This window comes from Variovorax sp. 278MFTsu5.1 (assembly GCF_048305045.1).
Classification (GTDB): Bacteria; Pseudomonadota; Gammaproteobacteria; order Burkholderiales; family Burkholderiaceae_C; genus Variovorax; species Variovorax guangxiensis.
Genome location: NZ_CP157622.1, coordinates 1,809,030 through 1,834,906, shown reverse-complemented (window position 1 = coordinate 1,834,906; position 25,877 = coordinate 1,809,030). Strand labels below are relative to the sequence as shown.

Genomic DNA, 25,877 nt, shown 5'->3' with positions numbered 1-25,877 from the left:
CCCACCATGACCTACACAAAAGAAAAAATCACCAAGCGCAAGTTCGACGTCGTGATCGTCGGTGCCGGCGGCTCCGGCATGCGCGCCTCGCTGCAACTCGCCCGTGCCGGCCTCAACGTGGCCGTGCTCTCCAAGGTGTTCCCGACCCGCTCGCACACCGTCGCCGCGCAAGGCGGCGTGGGCGCGTCGCTCGGCAACATGAGCGAGGACAACTGGCACTACCACTTCTACGACACGATCAAGGGCTCCGACTGGCTCGGTGACCAGGACGCGATCGAGTTCATGTGCCGCGAAGCACCGAAGGTCGTGTACGAGCTCGAGCACTTCGGCATGCCCTTCGACCGCAACCCCGACGGCACCATCTACCAGCGTCCGTTCGGTGGCCACACGGCCAACTACGGCGAGAAGCCCGTGCAGCGCGCCTGCGCCGCGGCCGACCGCACCGGCCACGCGATGCTGCACACGCTCTACCAGAAGAACGTCGAGGCACGCACCCAGTTCTTCGTCGAATGGATGGCGCTCGACCTCATCCGCGACGAGGAAGGCGACGTGGTCGGCGTGACCGCGCTCGAAATGGAAACCGGCGACCTGCACATCCTGCAGGCCAAGACCGTGCTGCTGGCCACCGGCGGCGCGGGCCGCATCTTCCAGGCTTCGACCAACGCCTTCATCAACACCGGCGACGGCCTCGGCATGGCCGCGCGCTCGGGCATCCCGCTGCAGGACATGGAGTTCTGGCAGTTCCACCCGACCGGCGTGGCCGGCGCGGGCGTGCTGCTGACCGAAGGCTGCCGAGGCGAAGGCGCGATCCTGCTGAACAGCAACGGCGAACGCTTCATGGAGCGCTATGCGCCCACGCTGAAGGACCTGGCGCCGCGCGACTTCGTCTCGCGCTCGATGGACCAGGAAATCAAGGAAGGCCGCGGCTGCGGTCCCAACAAGGACTACGTGCTGCTCAAGCTCGATCACCTTGGCGCGGACACCATCCACAAGCGCCTGCCCTCGGTGTACGAGATCGGCGTCAACTTCGCCAACGTCGACATCACGAAGGAACCGATTCCCGTCGTGCCGACCATCCACTACCAGATGGGCGGCATTCCCACCAACATCCACGGCCAGGTCGTGGTGCAGAAGGGCGAGGACAACAGCGCCGTGGTGAACGGCCTGTACGCCGTCGGCGAATGCTCCTGCGTGAGCGTCCACGGCGCCAACCGCCTGGGTACCAACTCGCTGCTCGACCTGCTGGTGTTCGGCCGTGCCGCCGGCAACCACATCGTCGAGTTCGCCGACAAGCTCAAGGAACACAAGCCCCTGCCCAACGACGCGGCCGACCGCACGCTGGAGCGCCTGAACCGCCTCGAAGCCTCCACCGGCGGCGAGTACGCGCAGGACGTGGCCGGCGAGATCCGCGCCGTCATGCAGCAGCATGCCGCCGTGTTCCGCAAGCAGGCCTCGATGGACGAAGGCGTGGTCAAGATCGCCGCCGTGCGCGAGCGCGTCAAGGCCATCGGCCTGAAGGACAAGTCGAAGGTGTTCAACACCGCCCGCATCGAAGCCCTGGAAGTCGACAACCTGATCGAAGTGGCGCAGGCCACCATGGTCTCGGCTGCTGCCCGCAAGGAATGCCGCGGTGCCCACACGGTGGAAGACTACGAGCGCCCGGCCGACGATCCGGTCGCACCGCTGGGCCGCGACGACGCCAACTGGATGAAGCACACGCTCTGGTACAGCGCCGACAACCGCCTCTCGTACAAGCCGGTCAAGCTGCAGCCGCTCACCGTGGCCTCGGTTCCGCCGAAGGTCCGCACGTTCTAAGCGAGCGGCTCACAGCCAGCTCACACAAAGCATTCACAAGGTCACTACGATGAAGCGCACATTCCAGATTTACCGCTACGACCCGGACAAGGACGCCAAGCCCTACATGCAGACGGTCGAGATCGAACTCGACGGCCACGAGCGCATGCTGCTCGACGCGCTCATGAAGCTCAAGGCGCAAGACCCGACGCTGTCGTTCCGCCGTTCGTGCCGCGAAGGCGTCTGCGGCTCCGATGCGATGAACATCAACGGCAAGAACGGTCTGGCCTGCCTGACCAACATGAACACGCTCAAGGGCACCGTGGTGCTCAAGCCGCTGCCGGGCCTGCCCGTCATCCGCGACTTGATCGTGGACATGACCCAGTTCTTCAAGCAGTACAACTCGATCAAGCCCTACCTGCAGAACGACAGCGTGCCGCCCGAGAAGGAACGCCTGCAGTCGCCCGAGGAGCGAGAAGAGCTCAACGGCCTGTACGAGTGCATCCTTTGCGCGAGCTGCTCCACGAGCTGCCCGAGCTTCTGGTGGAACCCCGACAAGTTCGTCGGCCCCGCCGGCCTGCTGCAGGCCTACCGCTTCATCGCCGACAGCCGCGACGAAGCCACCGCCGAGCGCCTGGACAACCTGGAAGACCCGTACCGCCTCTTCCGCTGCCACACGATCATGAACTGCGTGGACGTGTGCCCCAAGAGCCTGAACCCGACCAAGGCCATCGGCAAGATCAAGGAATTGATGGTGCGTCGCGCCATCTGAGCCCCGCGGTCCAGCAGTTCTTCAGAAAGTCACCATGCAACCCGTCGCCGACTCCCGGGAGCTGCTCAGCGAACGCGCGCTGAGCAAGCTCAAATGGCGCTGCCGGCGCGGGCTGCTCGAGAACGACCTGTTCATCGCCCGCTTCTTCGAGCGGCACGAATCCCGCATGACCGTGGGTCAGGCGGGAGCGATGGAGACATTGATGGACCTGTCGGACAACGACCTCCTCGACCTCCTTCTTCGCAGAAAGGAGCCCGAGCCCGAATGGGCCGGCGCCGAGGTGGTCGCATTGCTGCAGCTCATGCGCACCGACGGCGCGCAGCGCCCTGCAATTTCTCCTTCGTCCTGAATCCACCTCTGAAAGTAAACCGAAATGAAAGCATCCGATACCAAGGCCACGCTGTCGTTCAGCAACGGCGGCGACAGCGTCGAACTGCCGATCTACAAGGGCACCGTCGGCCCCGACGTGATCGATATCCGCAAGCTGTATGCACAGACCGGCATGTTCACGTACGACCCGGGCTTCATGTCGACCGCCGCCTGCCAGTCGGCCATCACGTACATCGATGGCGACAAGGGCGAGCTGCTGTACCGTGGCTACCCCATCGAGCAGCTCGCGACCAACTGCGACTTCCTCGAGACCTGCCACCTGCTGCTGTACGGTGAACTGCCGGACGCAGCCAAGAAGGCCAACTTCACGAAGCTCGTGACCAACCACACGATGGTCAACGAGCAGATGCAGTTCTTCCTGCGCGGCTTCCGCCGCGACGCGCACCCGATGGCCATCATGACCGGCCTGGTGGGCGCCCTGTCGGCCTTCTATCACGACAGCACGGACATCAACAATCCCGAGCACCGCGAGATCGCCGCGATCCGCCTGATCGCGAAGATGCCCACGCTCGTGGCCATGGCCTACAAGTACACGATCGGCCAGCCGTACATGTACCCGAAGAACGAACTCAGCTATGCAGGCAACTTCCTGCACATGATGTTCGCCACGCCGTGCGAGGAATACAAGGTGAACCCGGTGCTCGAGCGCGCGCTCGACCGCATCTTCATCCTGCACGCAGACCACGAGCAGAACGCCTCGACCTCGACGGTGCGCCTGTGCGGCTCGTCGGGCACGAACCCCTTCGCGGCCATCGCGGCCGGCGTGGCCTGCCTCTGGGGCCCTGCCCACGGCGGCGCCAACGAAGCGGCGCTGAACATGCTCTACGACATCCAGAAGGAAGGTGGCGTGGAGAAGATCGGCGAGTTCATCAAGAAGGTCAAGGACAAGAACTCGAACGTCAAGCTGATGGGCTTCGGCCACCGCGTGTACAAGAACTACGACCCGCGCGCCAAGCTGATGCAGGAAACCTGCAACGAAGTGCTGACCGAGTTGGGCCTGGAAAAGGACCCGCTGTTCGCGCTGGCCAAGCAGCTCGAGAAGATCGCCCTGGAAGACGAGTACTTCGTGTCGCGCAAGCTGTACCCGAACGTCGACTTCTACTCGGGCATCGTGCAGCGCGCCATCGGCATCCCGGTGCCGCTGTTCACCGCGATCTTCGCGCTGGCCCGCACGGTCGGCTGGATCGCCCAGCTGAACGAAATGATCGGCGACCCCGAGTACAAGATCGGCCGCCCGCGCCAGCTGTTCGAAGGCTCGCCGAAGCGCGACGTGAAGCCGATCTCGGCTCGCTGATCCGCGCCCTCCGGCTCGGCCATGAAAAGGAAGCTGCCTTCGGGCAGCTTTTTTTTGGCCTGTAAATTGCGGTCTCCTTCCTGTTGTTCGACAAAAAAAGGAGAAAGCAGATGGCAGCTTCCAGGCGCGTAGCAAGTTTGTATTCAAGGGCGGCATGCCTTGCCCTCGCCGCGGCGGCCCTCCTCGGCTGCGCGGGCGACCCGAACCGGTCCGTGGCACCGTCGGCGGCATCCGGCGGCCAACAGCAGATACCCGTGAAGGTGCTCATCATCAGCATGTTCAAGCCCGAGGCGCAGGTCTGGCACGAACCGCTGAAGCTCAACCGGGAGATCAAGGTGCCGGGCCTGTCCGCCGACGATCCGCTCGTGCGCTGCAACGCCGATTCGGTGTGCCAGGTCACCACCGGCATGGGGCACACCAATGCGGCGGCATCGATCACGGCGCTGGTGTTCAGCGGCAAGTTCGATCTCTCGAAGACCTACTTCCTCGTGGCCGGCATCGCGGGCGTCGACCCGAACGTCTCGACCATCGGCTCGGCCACGTGGGCCCGGTACCTGGTCGACTTCGGCATCGCCCACGAGATCGACGCGCGCGAGATGCCGTCGACCTGGCGCACCGGCTACTTCGGCATCGGCGCGAAGGATCCGGACGCCAAGCCCAAGTTCGAGTACCGCACCGAGGTCTTCCGCCTCGACGAGGCACTGCTGCGGAAGGCGCTGAAGCTGTCGGCCAACGCGCCGCTGGCCGACAGCGACAAGGCGCGCGCCTATCGCGCAAGGTATCCGCAGCCGACGGCCAGGGCGCGGCCATCGGTCCTGCAATGCGACACCGCAGCCGGTGACACCTACTGGCATGGCAAGTACCTGGGCGAGACGGCCACGCGCTGGGTCTCGCTCGTGACCGACGGGCAGGGCAGGTACTGCACCACCCAGCAGGAGGACAACGCCACCTACGAGGCCTTGAAGCGGGGCGCCGGCGCAGGTCTGCTGGACTTGAAGCGCGTGGCCGTGCTGCGCACCGCGTCGAACTTCGACCGGCCCCATCCGGGGCAGACCGCCTATGCCTCGCTGTCGGCCGAGTCGGGCGGGTTTCCGATCTCGACCGCCAACCTGCTGATCGCGGGCCGTCCCCTGGTCGATGCCATCGTCGGCAACTGGGCAGCCTGGAGCGCCGGGGTACCCGCCGACTGAACGCAGCCGGTCACCACTTCACGCGCACGCCCACCGAGCCGTTGATCGAGCTCTTCACCCTGGCGTTGCCGCCGCTCGCCCAGAGCTTGCCAATTTCGCCGTACAGGCTCGTCGACTCGCCGAGGGCCAGCGTGAAGCCGCCCGCGAGTTCGGTGCTCGTGCCGCCGGTCGGGGCTGCGATGTCGGTGGTGGTCGCGCCGTTCACGAAGCGGGCGATGTCCGCGCCGCTCGACGTCCGGTAGACGTTGAAGCGGCCGTACGGCTGCAGTGTGCCGACGCCGGTGGCGATCTCGCCCTTCACCCGCACGCCAGCACGCGCGATCCAGCCGCTGTCGGCCTGCGGCTGGACGACGGCGCCGACGATGGCGGAGTTGCCCAGGTCCATGTGCTGGTGGATCAGCTGCAGCTGCGGCTCGATGCGCCAGCCGCTGCCGCCCAGTGCGAAGGACTGACCCACCTCGATGGAGCCCAGCAGGCTGTTGCCCTTGCCGCTCATGCCCTGACTCGCCAGCGGCTCGACGGTGTAGCGGTGTCGGCCCGACTGCACCACCGCGTCGGCGTAGAAGCCGCTGTCGCTGGTGTAGGTGCCATACACGCCCAGGTACTGGCTGCGCAGGTCGTTGCGGCCCACGCCCAGGTTCTGGATGCCGCTGGCGAAGCCTCTCACGCTGGCGTCGCCGTCGAGCTGGCCGACGTAGAGGCCCGCGCGCCAGTTCGGTGTGGCCAGCAGGTCGGTGCCGGCCTGGAAGCCGGTGAGGCGGCCCTTGCTCGACGGCGATACCGCGCCCCCCTGCTGGATGTCGATGTCGGTGGAGAGCACGCGCGCCCAGGCGCGGCGGCTCGAGGCGCCCGGTGTGGCCGCGCCGCCCTTGACGTCGTCGTCGCCCACGCGCTTGCGCAGGTCGCCCAGCATCGCGAGGTTGCCCTGGCGCAGTTGGCCGGGGAGCGCGGAATAGAGGGAAGCCTCGGCGCGGTAGGTGATGACCGGTGCCGGCACGCCAGGAGAAACATTGGTGCTCGAACGCAAATACCAGTTCTCGCCCGCACCGTTGGCGTCAGCCGCATAGAGACGGTACTCGTAGGCACCGGCATCCACATGGCCGCTGGCGAGGCTGAAGGCGTCCTTGGTGGTCTGGGCCGTGGTGGTGGCGCCGTTCTTCGCGGTGACCACCTCGATGCCGTTGCCGCTGGTGAGCGCGCCCAGCCCGCCGAGGTTGCTGACCTGCACCGTCGTCCTGCCGCTGGCGGAGGCGGCGGCGCCGTCGAGCACCAGCCGGTCGGACGGCCCCGTGCCGTTGAGCACTGTGCCGAGCCTGAGCACGCCGCCGTTGCCGACGTACGCGCCCGTCACGGTGAGCGTGGTGCCGGCGGCCGCGCCCACGAGCGAGACGGTGCCGCTGTTGGCCAGCGAGGCCACTGTCTGGCTGAAGCCCGCAAGGTCCAGCGTGGCGCCCGAGGCCACGCTGTGGGCGGAGGCCGCGCTGAAGGTATTGGCGGCGCCCGCCTTGAGCGTGCCCTGCGCGACGTTGGTGGCACCGGTGTAGTTGTTGGCGCCGGACAGCGTCAGCGTGCCCGAGCCCTCCTTCGTGATGAAGCCGCCGCCGCTGATCGCGCCGCTCAGGGTCGCGTTGAAGGCGCCGGTGTCGATGACCGGATCGGTGCTGCCGGTGAGCTGGATCGCGTTGGCGATCGTCAGCCCGTCGGCACTGAAGCCCAGCGTCGTGTCGTCGTCCATCGACAGCGTGCCGGTGCCCAGCGCCTGGCTGTTGCCGAGGTTCAGGCGCCCCTGCCGCAACGCGGTGCCGCCGGTGTAGGTGTTCGCGCCCGAGAGCGTGAGCGTGCCCGTGCCCACCTTCACCAGCGAGCCGCCGGTGCCTGAGATCACGCCCGAGACTTCGGTGCTGCCGTTCAGCCCGCCCGTGGTCAGCGCCTTGGCGCCGAGGATCACATCGCCCGCGCCGGACAGCGAGCCGACGGAGATTCCCGCCGTGGTCAGCGAGCGGATGAGCAGGCGCCCACCGGCGTTGTTGACCACCGTGGCCTGATCGGCGGTAGCGCGGTCGAAGATGTCGATCACGCCGCCGCTTTCGTTGACGAAGGTCGCCTGGCCCGCACTGGCGTCGTCCAGCAGGTTGATCTGGCCGCCCGAGAAGTTGGTGACGCGCGCGTTGCCGGCCGTCGCGTTGCCCCGGATGTTGGTCAGGCCGCCATGGTTCTCGATGACGGCGCTGCCGACGGAGGCGTTGTCCCTGAACTCGGCCGATGCACCCGTGTTCATGATGAGATGGGCGGTGCCGGCGGAACTGCTGTCGCGGAACTGCACGAAGCCTGCGTTGTCCGTCGGCAGGGGGCCGCGCGCGGCGGCGGTGATGGTCAGGCCGCCCGCATCAGCCTTGCTGCCGAAGACCAGTGAGGCGTTGCCGGCCACGGACACCGGCCCGGCGCCGAGCGCGCCGGTCGCCAGTGCCTCCAGGCTGCCGGCAGCCACCGTGGTACCGCCCGTATAGGAGTTGGCGGCGCCCAGCACCAGCGTGCCACGACCGGTCTTCTGCAGCGCTCCACCGCCGGAGACTTCGCCATTCAGCGTCAGCGTGCGCACCAGGTCCACGTCGAAGGTGCCGCCGCCCGCGCCGATCGAAACGGCGCGGGTGGCCGTGGTGTCGCCGGTGACGTTCAGCGTGCCGCCGTCGAGCGTGAGCGCACCGCTCGAGTTGCCGAGCGCGCCGTCGTCGGCGATGGAGAGCGCCCCGCCGGTCACGAACCACGGCGTCAGGCCGGTATTGATGCCGGTCAGCGCCCAGGTGCTGGCGCCGGTCTTCTCGTAGCGCGCGAAGCCGCTATAGCTGGCCGAGTTGAGCGCAGTGGTGCCGTCGGTCGTGTCGCCTGCCAGCCTCAGCACGTTGCCGGTGCCGGATGTCACCCTGAGCAGGCCGGTGATCGAAGAGCCGGCGCGCAGTTCGAGCTGGTTGTCGTTGCCGGCGATCCGCACCGCATCGCCGGGCGTGGTGCCGTCGCCGCTCCTACCGGCCATCAGCGTCCCCGTGTTGACGATGCTGTTCGCATTGCCGCGGATGCGCAGGCCCGCGCCTCCGACGCCGTCGGCGAAGCTGTTTCCGCCGGCGCCGCCCGCGCCTCCCGCCAGTGTCCCGGTATTGAGCACCGAGTTGCCGCTGGACTCCAGCGCCAGGCCGGCACCGCCTTCGCCGCCGCCACCCACCATGCTGCCGATGGTGGCCGCGCCGCCAATCCCGCCGTTACCGCCGATGGCCGTGCCGGTGTTGGTGACCGTCGCGCCATTGCCTTGCACCACGATACCGTCGCCACCGCCGCCGCCACCGCCGGCCCACTGGCCGATGGCGCCTGCGCCGCCGTTGCCGCCGATCGTCTGGCCCGCATTGTCCAGGGAGACGCCGGCCGCCACGGACTGCAGGCCCGCGCCGCCACCGCCACCACCGCCGGCCAGGCGCGCGACGCCGCCGGCGCCGCCATTGCCGCCCTGCAGGATGACGGCTCCTCCCACGTTGATGCCAGTGTCGGCCGTGTACACGGCGGCACCGCCACCACCGCCGGCGCCCGCGCCGTAGACCGGATCCGGATCGGGAGCGCCATTGGTTCCCGAGCCTCCGGAGACCGAGCCGGTCACGCTGGTTGCCCCTACCGCGCCGCCTGTTCCGCCGGGCCCGCTGGCACCATTGCGGCCGTTTCCTCCATTGCCACCCGACGGAGGAATTCCATCGAGGCCCGGGAACTCGCCGACGCTTCCGCCGACTCCGCCGCTGCCGTTGCCCGCGCCGCCGCGACCGCCAGTGCCGCCGATCGCGATGTATGCAGTCCCGCCGCTGGCCTGGGCCCAGGAGACTGCCGGCAAGCTGGCCAGAACCATCAGGCCCACGACTGAAGTGACCGAAGAAGCGCGCCGACCGCGTCGGCGCGAAACCTCCGAAACAGCCACCCAGGTGCCCAGTGCAGCGTTCCATACGCTGCGGTAGATCATGTTCATGCCCCTCCTCCGTTATGAATTGCAACCAAAAAAGGTCGGAATGTAACCAAACAATCCAAAGCAGGCGAGGGTATCGTTTTCGTCGGCCGCAAAAATCACTGGAACAGGTGATAGCCGAATTACTGACACGGCAAGCCCCCGAGGCATCCATGCCCGGCCAGGCGGGTTGCCCGTCGTCGCCCGGCACCGAGGCCATCTCACATCACGATGACTGGCACTTGGAAACAGGGAGAAAATAGCCCTCTCATCGCAAAACGCGATGTCCGCAGCCCCATGAGCACCTCCGAACGCAACTTCGCCCGCCGTATCGACCTCACGTCGCTGCAGCTGTTCGTGGCCGTATGCGAGCTCGGCAGCATCGGGCGCGCGGCGGAGCGCGAATTCATCGCGGCCTCGGCCATCAGCAAGCGGCTGTCTGACCTCGAGGCCACGCTCGGCACCACCCTGCTCTACCGCCATGCGCGAGGCGTCGACCTCACGCCCGCCGGCGAAAGCCTGCTGCACCACGCGCGCTCGGTGCTCTACAGCCTCGAGAAGATGCAGGGCGAGCTCAGCGAATACGCCGATGGAGTGCGCGGCCACGTGCGGGTGCACGCCAACATCTCGGCGATCGTGCAGTTCCTGCCCGAAGACCTGGGCGTGTTCACGCGCGCCCACGAGGCCATCAAGATCGACCTCGAGGAACACCTCAGCAGCGAGGTGATCCGCGCGGTGCAGGAAGGCGCGGCCGACCTCGGCGTCTGCCACGTGGCCGGCGGCGCGGGCGAGCTGCAGAGCCTCTCCTACCGGCACGACCGGCTCGCGCTGATCGTGCCCACGGGCCATGCGCTGGCGGCGCGGGGCAGCATCGACTTCGTCGACTCGCTCGACTTCGACCACGTCGGCCTGCACACCAACAGTTCCATCTACGTCGCGATGCACGAGGCCGCGCTGGACGCCGGCCGCAGCATCAAGCTGCGCATCCACGTGACAGGCCTCGACGCCATGTGCCGCATGATCGAGAACGGCCTGGGCATCGGCGTGATGCCGCAGCGCGCCTTCGAACTCATGCGCAACGGCATCGGCCACGGCCTCGCGAGCGTGGCGCTCAACGACGCCTGGGCCGCGCGCGAGATCAGGCTGGTGGCACGAGATTTCTCCACCCTGCCCGTGGCGGCACGCTCGCTGGTCAACCACCTGCACGCGGCCGCGGACGGCGGCGAACAGCTCGCGGCCTAGGCCGCAACGGCAGACAATTCCATTTCCCCACGAAAGACAGAAGAGACCGACATGGCACGCACGCTCTACGACAAGATCTGGGACGAACACGTCGTCCACACCGAGGAAGACGGCACCGCGATCCTCTACATCGACCGCCACCTGGTCCATGAAGTGACCAGCCCGCAGGCATTCGAAGGCCTGCGCGAGGCCGGCCGCAAGCTGTGGCGCATCAGCTCGGTGGTGGCCACCGCCGACCACAACACGCCCACCACCGGCTGGGAGCGCGGCTACGAAGGCATTGCCGACCCGACCAGCAAGGAACAGGTCACCACGCTCGACCACAACATCGCCGAGTTCGGCGCGGCCGCGTTCTTCCCCTTCCTGAGCAAGCGCCAGGGCATCGTGCACGTGATCGGCCCCGAGTCGGGCGCGACGCTGCCGGGCATGACCGTCGTGTGCGGCGACTCGCACACCTCCACGCACGGCGCGTTCGGCGCGCTGGCGCACGGCATCGGCACGAGCGAGGTCGAGCACGTGATGGCCACGCAGACGCTGCTGGGCAAGAAGGCCAGGAACATGCTCGTGAAGGTCGAGGGCAAGCTGCCGCTGGGCTGCACGGCCAAGGACATCGTGCTGGCCATCATCGGCAGGATCGGCACCGCCGGCGGCACGGGCTACACCATCGAGTTCGCCGGCTCGGCCATTCGCGACCTGAGCATGGAAGGCCGCATGACGGTGTGCAACATGGCCATCGAGGCCGGTGCACGCGCCGGCCTGGTGGCGGTCGACGAGAAGACCATCAACTACATCAAGGGCCGTCCGCTCGCGCCCACCGGCGTCGAATGGGACCAGGCCGTGACCTACTGGCGCACGCTGCAGTCCGACCCGGGCGCGAAGTTCGACGCCGTGGTCGAGCTCGACGCCGCGCAGATCCAGCCGCAGGTGACCTGGGGCACCTCGCCCGAGATGGTGGTCGAGATCAACGGCCGCGTGCCCGATCCCGACAAGGAGAAAGACGCCAACAAGCGCGGCGCCATCGAGCGCGCGCTGGTCTACATGGGCCTGGAGCCCAACAAGGCCATGAACGACATCTTCATCGACAAGGTGTTCATCGGCTCGTGCACCAACAGCCGCATCGAGGACATGCGCGAAGCCGCCGCCGTGGTGAAGAAGCTGGGCCAGAAGGTCGCGAAGAACGTGAAGCTCGCGATGGTCGTGCCCGGCTCGGGCGTGGTGAAGGAACAGGCCGAGCGCGAAGGGCTCGACCAGATATTCAAGGCCGCGGGCTTCGAATGGCGCGAGCCCGGCTGCTCGATGTGCCTGGCCATGAACGCCGATCGCCTGGAGCCCGGCGAGCGCTGCGCCTCCACCAGCAACCGCAACTTCGAAGGCCGCCAGGGCGCGGGCGGGCGCACCCACCTCGTGAGCCCGGCCATGGCCGCGGCCGCGGCGGTGCACGGCCATTTCGTCGACGTCCGCACGTTTGCCTGAGCGGGCTGCAAGAAGGAAGAAAAGAGACTCCCATGAAGCAATTCACCGTGCACAAGGGCCTCGTGGCCCCGATGGACCGCGAGAACGTCGACACCGACGCGATCATCCCCAAGCAGTTCCTCAAGTCGATCAAGAAGACCGGCTTCGGCGTGAACCTGTTCGACGAGTGGCGCTACCTCGACCCGGGCCTGCCCGGCCAGGACCCGGCCAGCCGCAAGCCGAACCCCGACTTCGTGCTGAACCAGCCGCGCTACGCCGGCGCGTCGATCCTGCTGGCACGCCAGAACTTCGGCTGCGGCTCGTCGCGCGAGCACGCGCCGTGGGCGCTCGACCAGTACGGCTTCCGCGCGATCATCGCGCCGAGCTACGCCGACATCTTCTTCAACAACAGCTTCAAGAACGGCCTGCTGCCGATCGTGCTGCCGGAAGCGCAAGTGGCGCAACTGTTCGACGAGACCTTCGCCTTCCCGGGCTACACGCTGACCATCGACCTGGAACGCCAGGTGGTGGTGAAGCCCGACGGCCAGGAGTTCGCGTTCGACGTGCAGGCCTTCCGCAAGTACTGCCTGCTCAACGGCCTGGACGACATCGGCCTCACGCTGCGCCACAAGGACAAGATCAAGGCCTTCGAGGCCGAGCGCCTGGCGCAGAAGCCGTGGCTTGCGCATACGATGCTCGCCAACAGCTGAGCCGCCCGAGCCTGTTCGCGCGCTCCCATTCATTCCCTCAACAGAAGACAAAATGAAAATCGCAGTTCTCCCGGGTGACGGCATCGGCACCGAAATCGTGGCGGAAGCCGTCAAGGTGCTCGACGTGCTCGACCTGAAGTTCGAGACGGAGTCGGCCCTGGTCGGCGGCGCGGCCTACGAGGCGCACGGCCACCCGCTGCCCGAATCGACGCTCAAGCTCGCCAAGGAAGCCGACGCGGTGCTGTTCGGCGCCGTGGGCGACTGGAAGTACGACAAGCTCGACCGGCCGCTGCGGCCCGAGCAGGCCATCCTGGGGCTGCGCAAGAACCTGGGCCTGTTCGCCAACTTCCGCCCGGCCATCTGCTACGAGGAGCTGGTGGGCGCCTCGAGCCTGAAGCCCGAGCTGATCGCCGGGCTGGACATCCTCATCATCCGCGAGCTGACCGGCGACATCTACTTCGGCCAGCCGCGCGGCCGCCGCGTTGCGACCGACGGGCACTTCCCTGGCTCAGAGGAGGCCTTCGACACGATGCGCTATTCGCGCCCCGAGATCGAGCGCATCGCCCGCGTGGCGTTCGATGCAGCCCGCAAGCGCAGCAAGCGCGTGACCAGCGTCGACAAGAACAACGTGCTGGAAACCTCGCAGCTGTGGAAAGACGTGATGCTCGACATCGCGAAGGAATATCCGGACGTCGAACTCGACCACATGCTGGTCGACAACGCGGCCATGCAGCTCGTGAAGGCCCCCAAGAAGTTCGACGTGGTGGTCACCGGCAACATGTTCGGCGACATCCTCTCGGACGAGGCCGCGATGCTCACCGGCTCCATCGGCATGCTGCCCTCGGCATCGCTCAATTCGAGCAACCAGGGCCTGTACGAGCCCAGCCACGGCAGCGCCCCCGACATTGCTGGCAAAGGGGTTGCCAATCCTTTGGCTACAATCCTGTCCGCTGCCATGATGCTCCGTTTCTCCCTCAACCAGCCAGAAGCTGCCGACCGTATCGAGTCGGCGGTCAAGCAAGTGCTCGCCTCCGGGCTGCGCACGGGCGACATCTGGTCGGAAGGCACCAAGCGCGTCGGCACCCGCGAGATGGGCGACGCGGTCGTTGCAGCAATCACCAAAAAGACGATTACCGGCTAACCGCAGCCCGCTTCGTCACGCCCCTCCCCGGCTCGACGAGTCGGGCGCAAAAAAGACAACTTTTCTTTTTTTCATAAGGGCAAACTGAAATGGCGAACGCATCTCAACCTCTGGTCGGCCTCGTGGGCTGGCGCGGCATGGTCGGCTCGGTCCTGATGGACCGCATGCAGGCTGAAGGCGACTTCGGTCTCATCGAGCCGGTCTTCTTCTCGACCTCCAACGCCGGCGGCAAGGCCCCTGCGATGGCCAAGAACGAAACCGCGCTGAAGGATGCGAACGACATCGAGGCACTGAAGAAGTGCGACATCGTCATCACCTGCCAGGGCGGCGACTACACCAGCGAGGTGTTCCCCAAGCTGCGCGCCGCCGGCTGGAACGGCCACTGGATCGACGCCGCGTCCACCCTGCGCATGAAGGACGACGCGATCATCGTGCTGGACCCCGTCAACCTGCCGGTGATCGAGAACGCGCTCGCCAAGGGCGGCAAGAACTGGATCGGCGGCAACTGCACGGTGAGCTGCATGCTCATGGGCGTTGGCGCCCTCTACAAGGCCGGCCTGGTCGAGTGGATGACCAGCATGACCTATCAGGCAGCCTCGGGCGGCGGCGCGCAGCACATGCGCGAGCTGCTGACCCAGTTCGGCACCCTCAACGCCGAAGTGCGCGCCCTGCTGGACGACCCGAAGTCCGCCATCCTCGAGATCGACCGCAAGGTGCTGCACAAGCAGCAGACCCTCAGCGCCGCCGAGACGGCCAACTTCGGCGCGCCGCTGGGCGGCTCGCTGATCCCCTGGATCGACAAGGACCTGGGCGATGGCATGTCCAAGGAAGAATGGAAGGGCGGCGCCGAGACCAACAAGATCCTCGGCCAGGGCGCGGGCTTCGGTACCGCCGCCGTGCCGGTCGATGGTTTCTGCGTGCGCATCGGCGCCATGCGCTGCCACAGCCAGGCCCTGACCTTCAAGCTCAAGAAGGACGTGCCGGTGGCCGACATCGAGGCGATGATCGCCGCGGACAACCCGTGGGCCAAGGTCGTGCCGAACACGCGCGAAGCCACGGTCAGGGACCTGACGCCGGTGGCCGTGACGGGCACCATGAACATCCCGGTCGGCCGCATCCGCAAGCTGGCGATGGGCCCGGAGTACGTGGGCGCCTTCACCATCGGCGACCAGCTGCTGTGGGGTGCCGCGGAGCCGCTGCGCCGCATGCTGCGCATCCTGCTCGAAGCCTGATGAGGGCTGCTCAGGCTTTTGAAACACGAATTGTTGCCTTCAAGCAACGCAAGATGTGTGCGTAAGTATGCGCGCACTGGGTAGAACAAGCGCATTGCCTTGTCAGTGCCCAGTGATGATGCTAACGTCCTCTTACAAATTCCGGGCCTGAGCCGCCCCCTATCAGCATGACAAGACATCTGTTGCCTGCGGCCAGCCCATCGGCCGTTCGCCCGCCTCTGCCGTCGAACGGTTGGCGCCTTTCCATTCTTGGCGCGGCGGCAGCCGTGGCCATGGGCATCGCCAGCGTCGACGCCAGCGCCTTCACGCTGGGGCAGCTGAAGGTGCAGTCGGCCCTCGGCGAACCCTTGCGTGCCGAGATCGACGTCACCGAAATCGCAGCCAACGAGGCGGACGGCCTGAAGATCAACATCGCCACGGCCGAGGCATTCAAGAACGCCGGCGTGCCGTACAACTCGGCACTCAGCGACGTCAAGGCGACGCTGCAGCGCCGGGCCGGCGGCCAGTACGTGGTGCGCCTGAGTGGCAGCCGCCCGCTGAACGATCCGTTCATCGACCTGCTGCTCGAAGCCAACGGCGCATCCGGCCGCATCGTGCGCGACTACACCGTGCTGCTCGATCCGCCGGCCACCCGCCAGGCTGCGGCGAGCACGCAGGCCACATCCATCTCTCCCCAGATCAGCACTCCCGTCGAGCGCGCAGCCCCCGCGGCGCGCGCGCGCCGCGAGCGCCCGCCCGTGGTGACCACGGCGCCGTCCGCCGCTCCCGCGCCTGCCGCAACCGCACCCGCCGCGGCAGCTCCCGCCCCGGCCGCAGCCGCACCAGCCCGTAGCGGCGGCGGCGAGCAGGTCACGGTGCAGCGCGGCGACACCGCCGGCAAGATCGCCGCCACCTACAAGCCCGCGGACGTCTCGCTCGACCAGATGCTCGTTGCGCTGCTGATGGCCAACCCCGACGCCTTCGTCGGTGGCAACGTCAACCGCATGCGCGCAGGCGCCGTGCTGGACCTGCCGAGCGCCGCCGAGGCATCCGCCGTGCCGCCGGCCGAGGCCCGCCGCACGGTCACGGCACAAAGCCGCGACTTCGGCGCCTACCGTCAGCGTCTGGCCGACAACGCACCGACCACGAACGTGGCCGCCGCGAGCCGCAAGGCAGCGGGCAAGGTTCAGGCGAACGTCGAAGACCGCAACGCGGCGGCCAGCTCGCCCGACAAGCTCACGATCTCGCAAGGCAACGCTGCCAGCCGCGCCGCCGACGAGAAGGTCGCGCAGAACCGCCAGGCACAGGACAGCAGCAACCGCGTCGCGGAACTGTCGAAGAACATCAACGAGCTGAACAAGCTCAAGGCGGCGACGGGCACCGGCACGGGGTCGTCCGCCGCCGCGCCGGCCGCTGCCGCACCGGCACCGGCGACGCCTGGCATTCCGGTTCCGGCCCCCAATACCAGCGCCACGGTCGCGGCCCCCGTCGCCAGCCCCGCACCTGCTGCGGCCGCCGCAGCTCCGGTCGCACCTCCCGCGCCGGCACCCGCTGCGGCGCCCGCCGCCGCCCCGGCAGCAGCGGCAGCTCCGAGCCCCGCACCTACGCCCGAAGCCACGGCACAGGCCGCAGCGCCTGCTGCTCCGGTTGCCGCTCCGGCTGAAGCAGCACCGGCCGTCACGCCGCCGGTGGCAGCCGATGCCACCGCCACCCCTGCTGCTGCAGCCGCAAGCGCCGCGGTGGCCGCCGCACCGAAGCCCGCTGTGAAGAAGCCGGCTCCGCCGCCCCCGCCGCCGGAGCCCACCTTCCTCGAAGAGCTGATGGACAACCCGCTGATGCTGGCGGGCGCCGCGCTGATCGCGCTGCTGGTCGGCTTCCTGCTGTACCGCGTGCTGGGCCGCCGCCGCGAGGAAATGAGCGAGAGCGTGTTCCTCGAAAGCCGCATTCCGAAGGATTCGTTCTTCGGCGCCAGCGGTGGCGAATCGGTGGACACCAAGCATCGCGGCGACTCCACCGTCTCGTCGCTGTCGTACTCGCCGAGCCAGCTCGACGCAGGCGATGTGGACCCGGTTGCCGAAGCCGACGTGTACCTGGCCTACGGCCGCGACCTGCAGGCCGAAGAAATCCTGCGCGAAGCGCTGCGCCTGAACCCGGACCGCACGGCCATCCACCTGAAGCTGCTCGAGATCCACGCCAAGCGCCGCGACGTGCGTGCCTACGAGAGCCTCGCCACCGAAGTGCACAAGCTGACAGGCGGCCAGGGCTCCGACTGGACCCGCGTCGTCGACATGGGCAAGGACCTCGATCCGGGCAACCCGCTGTACGAATCGGGCTCCCCGCGCAGCGGTGGCGCCAGCGCCGCCGAAACGGCCGCCTTCGCAGGTGCCCTGGCCGCAGCTGCCAAGCCGGCAGCGCCCGCTCCAGTGGTTTCGCCGCCGGTGGCCGTGGCACCGCCCGCCTTCGTGCCCTCGGTCGCTCCGCTGGACTTCGACCTCGACCTGACCACCCCGCCGGCACCCGCTCCGGCACCGGCTGCCCAGCAGCACGCACCGGTCGGCGCCAGCCTGCCGAAGTCGGCCTACGCCCCCGCTCCGACGACGGCTCGCCCAGCGCCGCCGCTGTCGAACGGCCATGCTCCGACGACGCCGGTCGACCTCGAGAACGACTTCGACACCGCCCCCGGCGCACTGTCGGCCGATACGCTGCCCGGTTCGCTGAGCCTGAGCGACGCCGACAACACCCGTCCCGCGATGCTGCGCAATGCGCTGCCGGCCGACTCGGGCTTCATCGAGTTCGACATGAGCGCGCTGGCCGGCCTGCCGGCATCGCGCCCGGCCGAGACCGCCAAGCCCGCGTCGGCTCCTGCCGCCGCCGCGCACAACGACGACGGCGACGACAGCCCGCACGCGGTCAAGCTGTCGCTGGCCCGTGAGCTGCAAGCCATCGGCGACGTCGAAGGCGCCCGTTCGCTGGTCGAGGAAGTCGAAGCCGAAAGCGCCGGCGACCTCAAGTCACAAGCCCGTCAACTGCTCGCGGAACTGCGCTGATCGGGCCTCGCCGCCCGTTCTTCCTCGGTCCCCTGAATTCGTGAGGCTGGCGCTCGGCATCCGGTACAACGGCCAAGCGTACGACGGCTGGCAGAGCCAGCCCTCGGGCCGCACGGTGCAGGACAAGCTCGAGGCGGCCCTCACGAAGTTCACCGCGCAGCCCATCAGGACGCTGTGCGCCGGACGTACCGACGCGGGCGTCCACGCGCTGATGCAGGTGGTGCACTTCGACACCACCGCCAGGCGCGAACCCTTCTCCTGGATGCGGGGCACCAACCGCTTCCTGCCTGACGACATCGCGGTGCAGTGGGCGCACCCTGTGCCGGACGAATTCCACTGCCGCGCCAGTGCCCTGGCGCGCCGCTACATCTACGTGCTCTCCCAATCGCCGGTGCGGCCCAGCCTCGATTCAGGCCGTGTCGGCTGGTCGATGCATCCGCTCGATGGCGACGCGATGCGTGCGGCTGCGGCACTGCTGATCGGCCAGCACGACTTCAGTTCGTTCCGCGCCTCCGCCTGCCAGGCACGCTCGCCGGTCAAGGACTTGCGGCGCATCGAGATCACGCGCATCGGCAATGGCGAACGCTGCCGCTGGCACTTCGAGTTCGAGGCCGATGCGTTCCTGCACCACATGATCCGCAACCTGATGGGCAGCCTCCTGCGCGTCGGCCGCGGCGACGAGCGGCCCGAGTGGATCTCGCACGTGCTCGCGGCGCGCAGCCGCGATGCGGCGGCGCCCACCTTCTCGGCCGACGGCCTGTATTTCATGGGCCCGTTGTACGACGCCAAGTGGGGTCTGCCGGACGAAGCCACGCTGCAGGCCGGCCGCGCTCCGTATGATGGCCCGCCATGAGCGCGCCTGCCTTGTCCCGAACCCGCATCAAGATCTGCGGCCTGACCCGCGAAGCCGACGTCGACGCGGCAATCGAAGCCGGAGCCGATGCCATAGGCTTCGTGCTGTATCCGAAGAGCCCCCGTGCCGTGACCGCCGAGCGTGCAGCCGAACTGGCCTCGCGCCTGCCGCCGTTCGTCACGCCCGTGCTTCTGTTCGTGAACGAGGATGCTCCCAAAGTCATAGCGTCACTCGCCCAGGTGAAGGGCTCGATCGCGCAATTCCACGGTGAAGAGACGCCGCAGCAATGCGAGGAAGCCGCCGGCGGCGGGCGCTTCCGCTACATGCGCGCCGCCCGGATTCCGCTGGGGGATGCCGGGGCCGGCTTCGACCTCGTAAAATACGCGTCCGATTACTCCCACGCCCAGGCCATCCTGCTCGACGCGCATGTCGAAGGTTATGGCGGTGGCGGCAAGGCATTCGATTGGTCACTTCTTCCACCCGCCGTCGACGCTCACCTCGTCTTGAGTGGTGGGCTCACACCTGCAAACGTGAGCGATGGCATTCGCATTCTGCGGACGCGCTGCAAGACGCTGTCCGTTGATGTGAGCTCGGGCGTCGAAATCGACGGTCCCGGGAACAAGGGCCTCAAGGACGCCGGAAAGATCCGGCAGTTCGTCGCAGCAGTCAGGGCTGCAGACGCGTCCTTCTCCAGTTAGCCGCCGCAGCCGATCGTTCGTCGGGCTGCGGCCCACCGATCGAGAACCATGCAAAGTCAATTCCAGGACTACCAGCAACCCGACGCCACCGGCCACTTCGGAAACTACGGCGGCACCTTCGCGAGCGAGACGCTCACCCACGCGATCAACGAACTGCGCGACGCGTACGCGAAGTTCAAGAACGATCCGGCCTTCCTCGCGGAATTCCACTACGAACTCAAGCACTTCGTCGGCCGCCCCTCGCCCATCTACCACGCGGCGCGCACCAGCCGCGAGATGGGCGGCGCGCAGATCTACCTGAAGCGCGAAGACCTCAACCACACCGGCGCCCACAAGATCAACAACGTGATCGGCCAGGCGATGCTCGCGCGCCGCATGGGCAAGCCCCGCGTCATCGCCGAGACCGGTGCCGGCCAGCACGGCGTGGCCACCGCCACCATCTGCGCGCGCTACGGCCTCGAGTGCGTGGTCTACATGGGCAGCCAGGACGTGAAGCGCCAGAGCCCCAACGTCTACCGCATGAACCTGCTCGGCGCCACCGTGGTGCCCGTCGAATCCGGCAGCAAGACGCTGAAGGACGCGCTCAACGAGGCGATGCGCGACTGGGTCACGAACGTGGAGAACACGTTCTACATCATCGGCACCGTCGCCGGCCCGCACCCCTACCCGACCATGGTGCGCGACTTCCAGAGCGTGATCGGCACCGAGTGCATCGAGCAGATGCCGGCCATGCTCGCGGCCGACGGCATCACCGGCGAAGCGGAGGGCAAGCAGCCCGACGTGGTGATCGCCTGCGTGGGCGGCGGCAGCAACGCCATGGGCATCTTCCACCCCTACATCCCGTTCACCGGCACGCGCCTGATCGGCGTGGAGGCTGCGGGCGAAGGGCTCGACAGCGGCAAGCACTCGGCCTCCATCCTGCGCGGCAGTCCCGGCGTGCTGCACGGCAACCGCACCTACCTGCTGCAGAACGAGGACGGCCAGATCACCGAGACCCACAGCATCAGCGCGGGCCTCGACTACCCCGGCGTGGGCCCCGAGCATGCGTACCTGGCCGACATCGGCCGCGCCGAGTACGTGGGCGTCACCGACACCGAGGCGCTGGACGCCTTCCACTACCTGTGCCGCACGGAGGGCATCATTCCCGCGCTCGAATCCAGCCACGCCGTGGCCCACGCGCTGAAGCTCGCCAAGACCATGCGCCCCGACCAGTCGATCCTGGTGAACCTGTCCGGCCGCGGCGACAAGGACATCGGCACCGTCGCCGACCTGTCGGGCGTCGATTTCTACGACCGCCCCTCGATGCGCGGCCTGAGCGTGAAGGGAGGCAAGTGATGAGCCGCATTGCAGCCACCTTCGAGGCCCTGAAGAAAGACGGCCGCCGCGCCCTCATTCCGTATGTGACCGCGGGCTTCCCCTTCGCCGACATCACGCCGGAGTTGATGCACGGCATGGTCGAGGCCGGCGCCGACGTGATCGAGCTGGGCGTGCCATTTTCCGACCCGATGGCCGACGGCCCCGTGATCCAGAAGGCCGGCGAGGCCGCGCTGGCGCTGGGCGTGGGCATGAAGCAGGTGCTCGCCATCGTCGCGGCCTTCCGCAAGACCGACACGACCACGCCCGTGGTGCTGATGGGTTACGCCAACCCGGTCGAGCGCTACGACCTGGTGCACGGCAAGAAGGCCTTCATCCGCGACGCGGCCGCCGCCGGCGTAGACGGCCTGCTGGTGGTCGACTACCCGCCCGAGGAATGCGAGGCCTTCGCCGCCGAGCTGAAGTCCGCCGGCATCGACCTGATCTTCCTGCTGGCCCCCACCAGCACCGACGAGCGCATGGCCCAGGTCGCACGCATCGCGAGCGGCTACGTCTACTACGTGTCGCTCAAGGGCGTGACCGGCGCCGGCCACCTCGACACCGAGGCCGTCGGCCGGATGATCCCGCGCATCCGCGAGCACGTGAGCATCCCGGTGGGCGTGGGCTTCGGCATCCGCGACGCCGCCACGGCGCAGGCCATCGGCTCGGCCGCGGATGCGGTCGTGATCGGCACGAAGATCATCCAACTCATCGAGGACCAGCCCCGCGACAAGGTCGTGCCGGCGGTGCGCGAATTCCTCGCGGGCATCCGCGAGGCGCTCGACGCGCTGCCCGCCGCGACGGCCAAGAACGCGGCTGGTCGATAATCACCGCCAACACAAGGAGCCCCCATGAGCTGGCTTGAAAAACTGCTACCCGCCAAGATCGCCCAAACCGACCCGTCCGAGCGCCGCCAGGTGCCCGAGGGCCTGTGGATCAAGTGCCCCGCCTGCGAAACGGTCCTGTACAAGACCGACCTCGAGCACAACCAGAACGTCTGCCCCAGCTGCAGCCACCACCACCGCATCGGCGCCCGCGCGCGGCTCGACGCCTTCCTCGACGCCGAAGGCCGCTACGAAGTCGGCCAGGAAGTGCTGCCGGTCGACGCGCTGAAGTTCAAGGACAGCCGCAAGTACCCCGAGCGCCTGAAGGAAGCCCTGGAGAACACCGGCGAGACCGACGCGCTGGTCGTCATGGGCGGCTCGGTGCACAGCATCAGCGTGGTCGTGGCCTGCTTCGAATTCGAGTTCATGGGCGGCTCCATGGGCAGCGTGGTCGGCGAGCGCTTCGTGCGCGGCGTCGAGACCGCCATCGAGCAGAAGGTGCCCTTCATCTGCTTCACCGCCACCGGCGGCGCGCGCATGCAGGAAGGCCTGCTCTCGCTGATGCAGATGGCCAAGACCAACGCCGCGCTCACGCGCCTGGCGAAGAAGGGCCTGCCCTACATCAGCGTGCTGACCGACCCGACCATGGGTGGCGTGTCGGCCGGCTTCGCCTTCGTGGGCGACGTGGTGATCGCCGAGCCGAAGGCGCTGATCGGCTTCGCCGGCCCGCGCGTGATCGAATCGACCGTGCGCGTGACGCTGCCCGAAGGCTTCCAGCGCGCCGAGTTCCTGCAGACCAAGGGCGCGATCGACTTCATCAGCGACCGCCGCGAACTGCGCAAGACCATCGCCAACACGCTGGCGATGCTGCTGCGCCAGCCGGCCGATGCGGTGAGCTGAGCGAAACGCCGACGCAATAACAAAAGGGCCCGGATGCCGATGCATCCGGGCCCTTTTGCTTTGGAATTCAGGCGTTCAGAAGGTCAGCTGGTAAGCAAACACCAGCAGGTTGCCCAGCACGATCGCGATCACCTGCAGCACGACGATCGCGGCCAGCGGCGACAGGTCGACCCCGCCGATCAGCGGAATGAAGCGGCGGAACGGCCGCACCAGCGGCTCGGCCAGGCGGGAGATCAGGTCGAGCAGCATCGGCGACGCATTCGGAATCCACGACAGCACCGCGTAGACCACCAGCAGCGCCGTCAGGCCCGAGACGGCCAGCTGCATCAGCCCCACCAGCGACACCAGCGGCAGGGTCGCGATGCGCCCCAGGTTGCCCACCAGCAGCCACAGCAGCAGGAACTTCAGCATCACCAGCAACCAGGCCGCGATCAGGCTGGCCAGGTCCCAGCGCTTCACGGAAGGCACGATGCGCCGCAGCGGCAGCACGATCCAGTCGGTGATGGCGAACACGAAGCGCCCAAGCGGGTTGCCGAAGGGCACGCGGTGGTACTGCATGTACAGGCGCAGCAGGCAGGCGCCGCCGAGCAAACCGACGATCACGTCGAGAAGGAACGAGGGAATCTGGTAGAGCATGAGGCGCGGCCGTGAGGGGAATGCGATGATAGCCACGCAAGGCTCTTCGATGACGACACAACCCCTTTTGCATTCACTGCCATTGTTTCCGCTCGGTACGGTGCTCTTCCCCGGCGGTCTTCTTCCACTGCGCATCTTCGAGGTGCGCTACCTCGACATGATCGGCAAGTGCCGCAAGGCCGACGCGCCCTTCGGCGTGGTGAGCCTCACCAGCGGCAGCGAGGTGCGCAAGGCCGGCGCCGATGCCGAGAGCTTCTGCGCCATCGGCACGCTGGCCATGATCCGCGAGTTCGAGTCTCCTCAAAGCGGCCTGTTGCAGATCGAGTGCGTGGGCACGCAGCGCTTCAGGGTCCGCAGCAACGAGCTGCAGAAGCACGGCCTCTGGGTCGCCGAGGTCGAGGCGGTGAACGACGACGTCGCGCTCGAGATTCCCGACGACCTGCGGCACACGTCCACCGCGCTGCAGCGCCTTGTCGGCACCCTCGAGGAGCGCAAGCGCGCCCAAGGCGGGGCGGTGCGGCTGCCGATCGCCGAACCCTATCGCTTCGACGATTGCGGCTGGGTGGCCAACCGATGGTGCGAACTGGTGCCGATGCAGCTCGAGCTGCGCCAGAGGCTGATGGAGCTCGACAGCCCGCTGATGCGGCTGGAGCTGGTCAGCGATCTGCTCGCACGCACCGGCATCACTGAATAGGCCGCTCCATTTTTCATAGCACATAGCGCAGGATCGACGGGCGCTCCGGGCCGGTTTTATTCAAACCCGATCGGCTAAAATGCCGGGCCCGCGCACGCTCCCGGTTGCGCACCATCCGCCTCCCATGTCCGATCACCTGACCCCCAACCCCCCCACGCCCGCGACGGAAGCGGCAACGGCTGCACCAGCCGTCGACGACAACAAGCTCATCGCAGAACGCCGCGAAAAGCTCAAGCTGCTGCGCACAGCACAGACCGAGGGCAAGGGCGTCGCATTCCCCAATGACTTCAAGCCGGCACACCGCGCCGCGGCGTTGATCGAGGCTCATGGCGCCATCGAGCCCGAGGCGCTCGAAGCACAGGCTGTCGCCGTGAGCGTTGCAGGCCGCATGATGCTCAAGCGCGTGATGGGCAAGGCCAGCTTCGCGACCTTGCAAGACACCACCAGCCGTATTCAGCTCTACGTCACGCGCGATGCCGTCGGTGAGGAGGCGTACGCCGAATTCAAGCGGTGGGACCTGGGCGACATCCTCGGAGCCGAAGGCACGCTGATGAAGACCAAGACGGGCGAACTGTCGATCAAGGTCACGAAGCTGCGCCTGCTGACCAAGAGCCTGCGTCCGCTACCGGGCGACTTCTATGGCATGGCCGACCAGGAGCAGAAGTACCGCCAGCGCTACGTCGACCTGATCACCGACGAATCCGCCCGCAAGCGCTTCACCGCGCGCAGCAAGGCGGTGAGCGCGCTGCGCGAGTTCATGGTGTCCAACGACTTCCTCGAGGTCGAGACGCCCATGCTCCACCCGATTCCGGGCGGCGCCAACGCCAAGCCCTTCAAGACGCACCACAACGCGCTCGACCAGGAGATGTTCCTGCGCATCGCGCCCGAGCTCTACCTCAAGCGCCTGATCGTCGGCGGCTTCGAGCGCGTCTTCGAGATCAACCGGAGCTACCGCAACGAGGGCATCTCGGTGCGGCACAACCCCGAGTTCACGATGATGGAGTTCTACGCGGCCTACTGGAACTACCGCGACCTGATGGACTTCACCGAGACGCTCATCCGCACCATCGCCGACAAGGCCGTGGGCACGCAGCAGCTCACCTACCAGGGCAAGCCGGTCGACCTGACCCAGCCCTTCGAGCGCCTGACGATCCGCGAGGCGATCCTCAAGTACACCGAGGCTGAAGGCGTGGCGCAGGGCGTCGACGACAGCGCCTGGCTCATCGCCGCGCTGCGCAAGCTCGGCATGAACGAGGAGAAGGACAAGCTCTCGCAGCGCAGCCTCGCCAGCCTGCAGGTGCTGTTCTTCGAGGAAACCGTCGAAGAGAAGCTCTGGCAGCCGACCTTCATCATGGAGCACCCGACCGAGATCTCGCCGCTGGCGCGCGCCAACGACGAGCGCCCCGAGGTCACGGAGCGCTTCGAGCTCTACATCACCGGCCGCGAGTTCGGCAACGGCTTCAGCGAGCTGAACGATGCCGAGGACCAGGCCGCGCGCTTCAACGCGCAGGTGGCCGCCAAGGACAGCGGCGACGACGAAGCCATGTACTACGACCACGACTTCGTGCGCGCCCTCGAATACGGCATGCCGCCCACCGGCGGCTGCGGCATCGGCATCGACCGGCTGATGATGCTGCTGACCGATTCGCCGAGCATCCGCGACGTGATCCTGTTCCCGGCGCTTCGCAGGGAATCCTGAT

Annotated in this window: 20 protein-coding genes; 18 read left to right on the top strand and 2 right to left on the bottom strand. The window is 67.6% G+C overall.

The window, feature by feature from the left end; genetic code table 11:
• Positions 1-6 precede the first annotated feature (6 nt).
• The 5 genes from sdhA to ABL844_RS08110 all read left to right on the top strand — a co-directional run bounded on the left by sdhA (position 7) and on the right by ABL844_RS08110 (position 5,440).
• The gene (sdhA, locus tag ABL844_RS08130) at positions 7-1,815 is read left to right on the top strand and encodes a succinate dehydrogenase flavoprotein subunit (RefSeq protein WP_126022678.1); all 1,809 of its coding nucleotides are present in this window, start codon (positions 7-9) and stop codon (positions 1,813-1,815) included.
• A gap of 49 nt (positions 1,816-1,864) precedes the next feature.
• Positions 1,865-2,566, top strand: a complete 702-nt coding sequence (locus tag ABL844_RS08125; protein ID WP_081270662.1) for a succinate dehydrogenase iron-sulfur subunit — start codon at positions 1,865-1,867, stop codon at positions 2,564-2,566.
• Between the two features lie 34 nt (positions 2,567-2,600).
• Positions 2,601-2,915 carry a succinate dehydrogenase assembly factor 2 gene (locus tag ABL844_RS08120; RefSeq protein WP_126022677.1) on the top strand — a complete coding sequence of 105 codons (315 nt, stop codon included), beginning with the start codon at positions 2,601-2,603 and terminating at the stop codon, positions 2,913-2,915.
• Positions 2,916-2,939: 24 nt separating this feature from the next.
• A complete protein-coding gene (locus ABL844_RS08115; protein WP_126022676.1) occupies positions 2,940-4,250 on the top strand; it encodes a citrate synthase in 1,311 nt (436 codons plus the stop codon).
• 110 nt (positions 4,251-4,360) lie between these two features.
• Positions 4,361-5,440, top strand: a complete 1,080-nt coding sequence (locus ABL844_RS08110) for a purine-nucleoside phosphorylase (protein WP_418130958.1) — start codon at positions 4,361-4,363, stop codon at positions 5,438-5,440.
• Between the two features lie 10 nt (positions 5,441-5,450).
• On the opposite strand, the gene ABL844_RS08105 is transcribed toward ABL844_RS08110, so the two are convergent.
• Positions 5,451-9,440, bottom strand: coding sequence for an autotransporter outer membrane beta-barrel domain-containing protein (locus tag ABL844_RS08105; RefSeq protein ID WP_418130957.1), 3,990 nt, complete (start codon positions 9,438-9,440; stop codon positions 5,451-5,453).
• A 273-nt stretch (positions 9,441-9,713) separates the two neighbouring features.
• Here ABL844_RS08105 and ABL844_RS08100 point away from each other — a divergent pair, with 273 nt between their 5' ends.
• The 11 genes from ABL844_RS08100 to accD all read left to right on the top strand — a co-directional run bounded on the left by ABL844_RS08100 (position 9,714) and on the right by accD (position 22,847).
• A complete protein-coding gene (locus tag ABL844_RS08100) occupies positions 9,714-10,658 on the top strand; it encodes a LysR substrate-binding domain-containing protein (protein WP_369659240.1) in 945 nt (314 codons plus the stop codon).
• Between the two features lie 51 nt (positions 10,659-10,709).
• Positions 10,710-12,131, top strand: a complete 1,422-nt coding sequence (gene leuC / locus ABL844_RS08095; protein WP_369659241.1) for a 3-isopropylmalate dehydratase large subunit — start codon at positions 10,710-10,712, stop codon at positions 12,129-12,131.
• Between the two features lie 32 nt (positions 12,132-12,163).
• Positions 12,164-12,820: a 3-isopropylmalate dehydratase small subunit gene (leuD, locus tag ABL844_RS08090; RefSeq protein ID WP_184635540.1), complete on the top strand. Its 657-nt coding sequence runs from the start codon at positions 12,164-12,166 to the stop codon at positions 12,818-12,820.
• Positions 12,821-12,872: 52 nt separating this feature from the next.
• Positions 12,873-13,961, top strand: a complete 1,089-nt coding sequence (gene leuB, locus ABL844_RS08085) for a 3-isopropylmalate dehydrogenase (RefSeq protein ID WP_418130956.1) — start codon at positions 12,873-12,875, stop codon at positions 13,959-13,961.
• 89 nt (positions 13,962-14,050) lie between these two features.
• Positions 14,051-15,193, top strand: coding sequence for an aspartate-semialdehyde dehydrogenase (gene asd / locus ABL844_RS08080; protein ID WP_184635537.1), 1,143 nt, complete (start codon positions 14,051-14,053; stop codon positions 15,191-15,193).
• Between the two features lie 167 nt (positions 15,194-15,360).
• Positions 15,361-18,219 carry a FimV/HubP family polar landmark protein gene (locus tag ABL844_RS08075; protein ID WP_418130955.1) on the top strand — a complete coding sequence of 953 codons (2,859 nt, stop codon included), beginning with the start codon at positions 15,361-15,363 and terminating at the stop codon, positions 18,217-18,219.
• 40 nt (positions 18,220-18,259) lie between these two features.
• Positions 18,260-19,072 carry a tRNA pseudouridine(38-40) synthase TruA gene (truA, locus tag ABL844_RS08070; protein WP_418130954.1) on the top strand — a complete coding sequence of 271 codons (813 nt, stop codon included), beginning with the start codon at positions 18,260-18,262 and terminating at the stop codon, positions 19,070-19,072.
• Positions 19,069-19,770, top strand: coding sequence for a phosphoribosylanthranilate isomerase (locus tag ABL844_RS08065; RefSeq protein WP_369659245.1), 702 nt, complete (start codon positions 19,069-19,071; stop codon positions 19,768-19,770). The genes truA and ABL844_RS08065 overlap by 4 nt, the downstream gene beginning before the upstream one ends.
• A 48-nt stretch (positions 19,771-19,818) precedes the next feature.
• Complete coding sequence (gene trpB / locus ABL844_RS08060; protein ID WP_418125001.1) at positions 19,819-21,105, top strand: tryptophan synthase subunit beta; 1,287 nt, start codon at positions 19,819-19,821, stop codon at positions 21,103-21,105.
• On the top strand, positions 21,105-21,950 hold the full coding sequence (gene trpA, locus ABL844_RS08055) for a tryptophan synthase subunit alpha (protein ID WP_126022665.1): 846 nt from the start codon (positions 21,105-21,107) through the stop codon (positions 21,948-21,950). Before trpB ends, trpA begins: the two co-directional genes overlap by 1 nt.
• A 24-nt stretch (positions 21,951-21,974) precedes the next feature.
• Positions 21,975-22,847, top strand: a complete 873-nt coding sequence (gene accD, locus ABL844_RS08050; RefSeq protein ID WP_019654097.1) for an acetyl-CoA carboxylase, carboxyltransferase subunit beta — start codon at positions 21,975-21,977, stop codon at positions 22,845-22,847.
• Between the two features lie 75 nt (positions 22,848-22,922).
• Here accD and ABL844_RS08045 read toward each other — a convergent pair whose 3' ends face one another.
• Entirely contained in the window at positions 22,923-23,483 is a 561-nt protein-coding gene (locus tag ABL844_RS08045; RefSeq protein ID WP_126022930.1) for a YggT family protein, read from the bottom strand.
• Positions 23,484-23,532: 49 nt separating this feature from the next.
• Between ABL844_RS08045 and ABL844_RS08040 the strand changes: the two genes are divergently transcribed.
• Both ABL844_RS08040 and lysS read left to right on the top strand, forming a co-directional pair.
• On the top strand, positions 23,533-24,177 hold the full coding sequence (locus ABL844_RS08040) for an LON peptidase substrate-binding domain-containing protein (RefSeq protein WP_369659247.1): 645 nt from the start codon (positions 23,533-23,535) through the stop codon (positions 24,175-24,177).
• Between the two features lie 124 nt (positions 24,178-24,301).
• Complete coding sequence (gene lysS, locus ABL844_RS08035; protein WP_418130953.1) at positions 24,302-25,876, top strand: lysine--tRNA ligase; 1,575 nt, start codon at positions 24,302-24,304, stop codon at positions 25,874-25,876.
• Position 25,877: the final 1 nt, after the last annotated feature.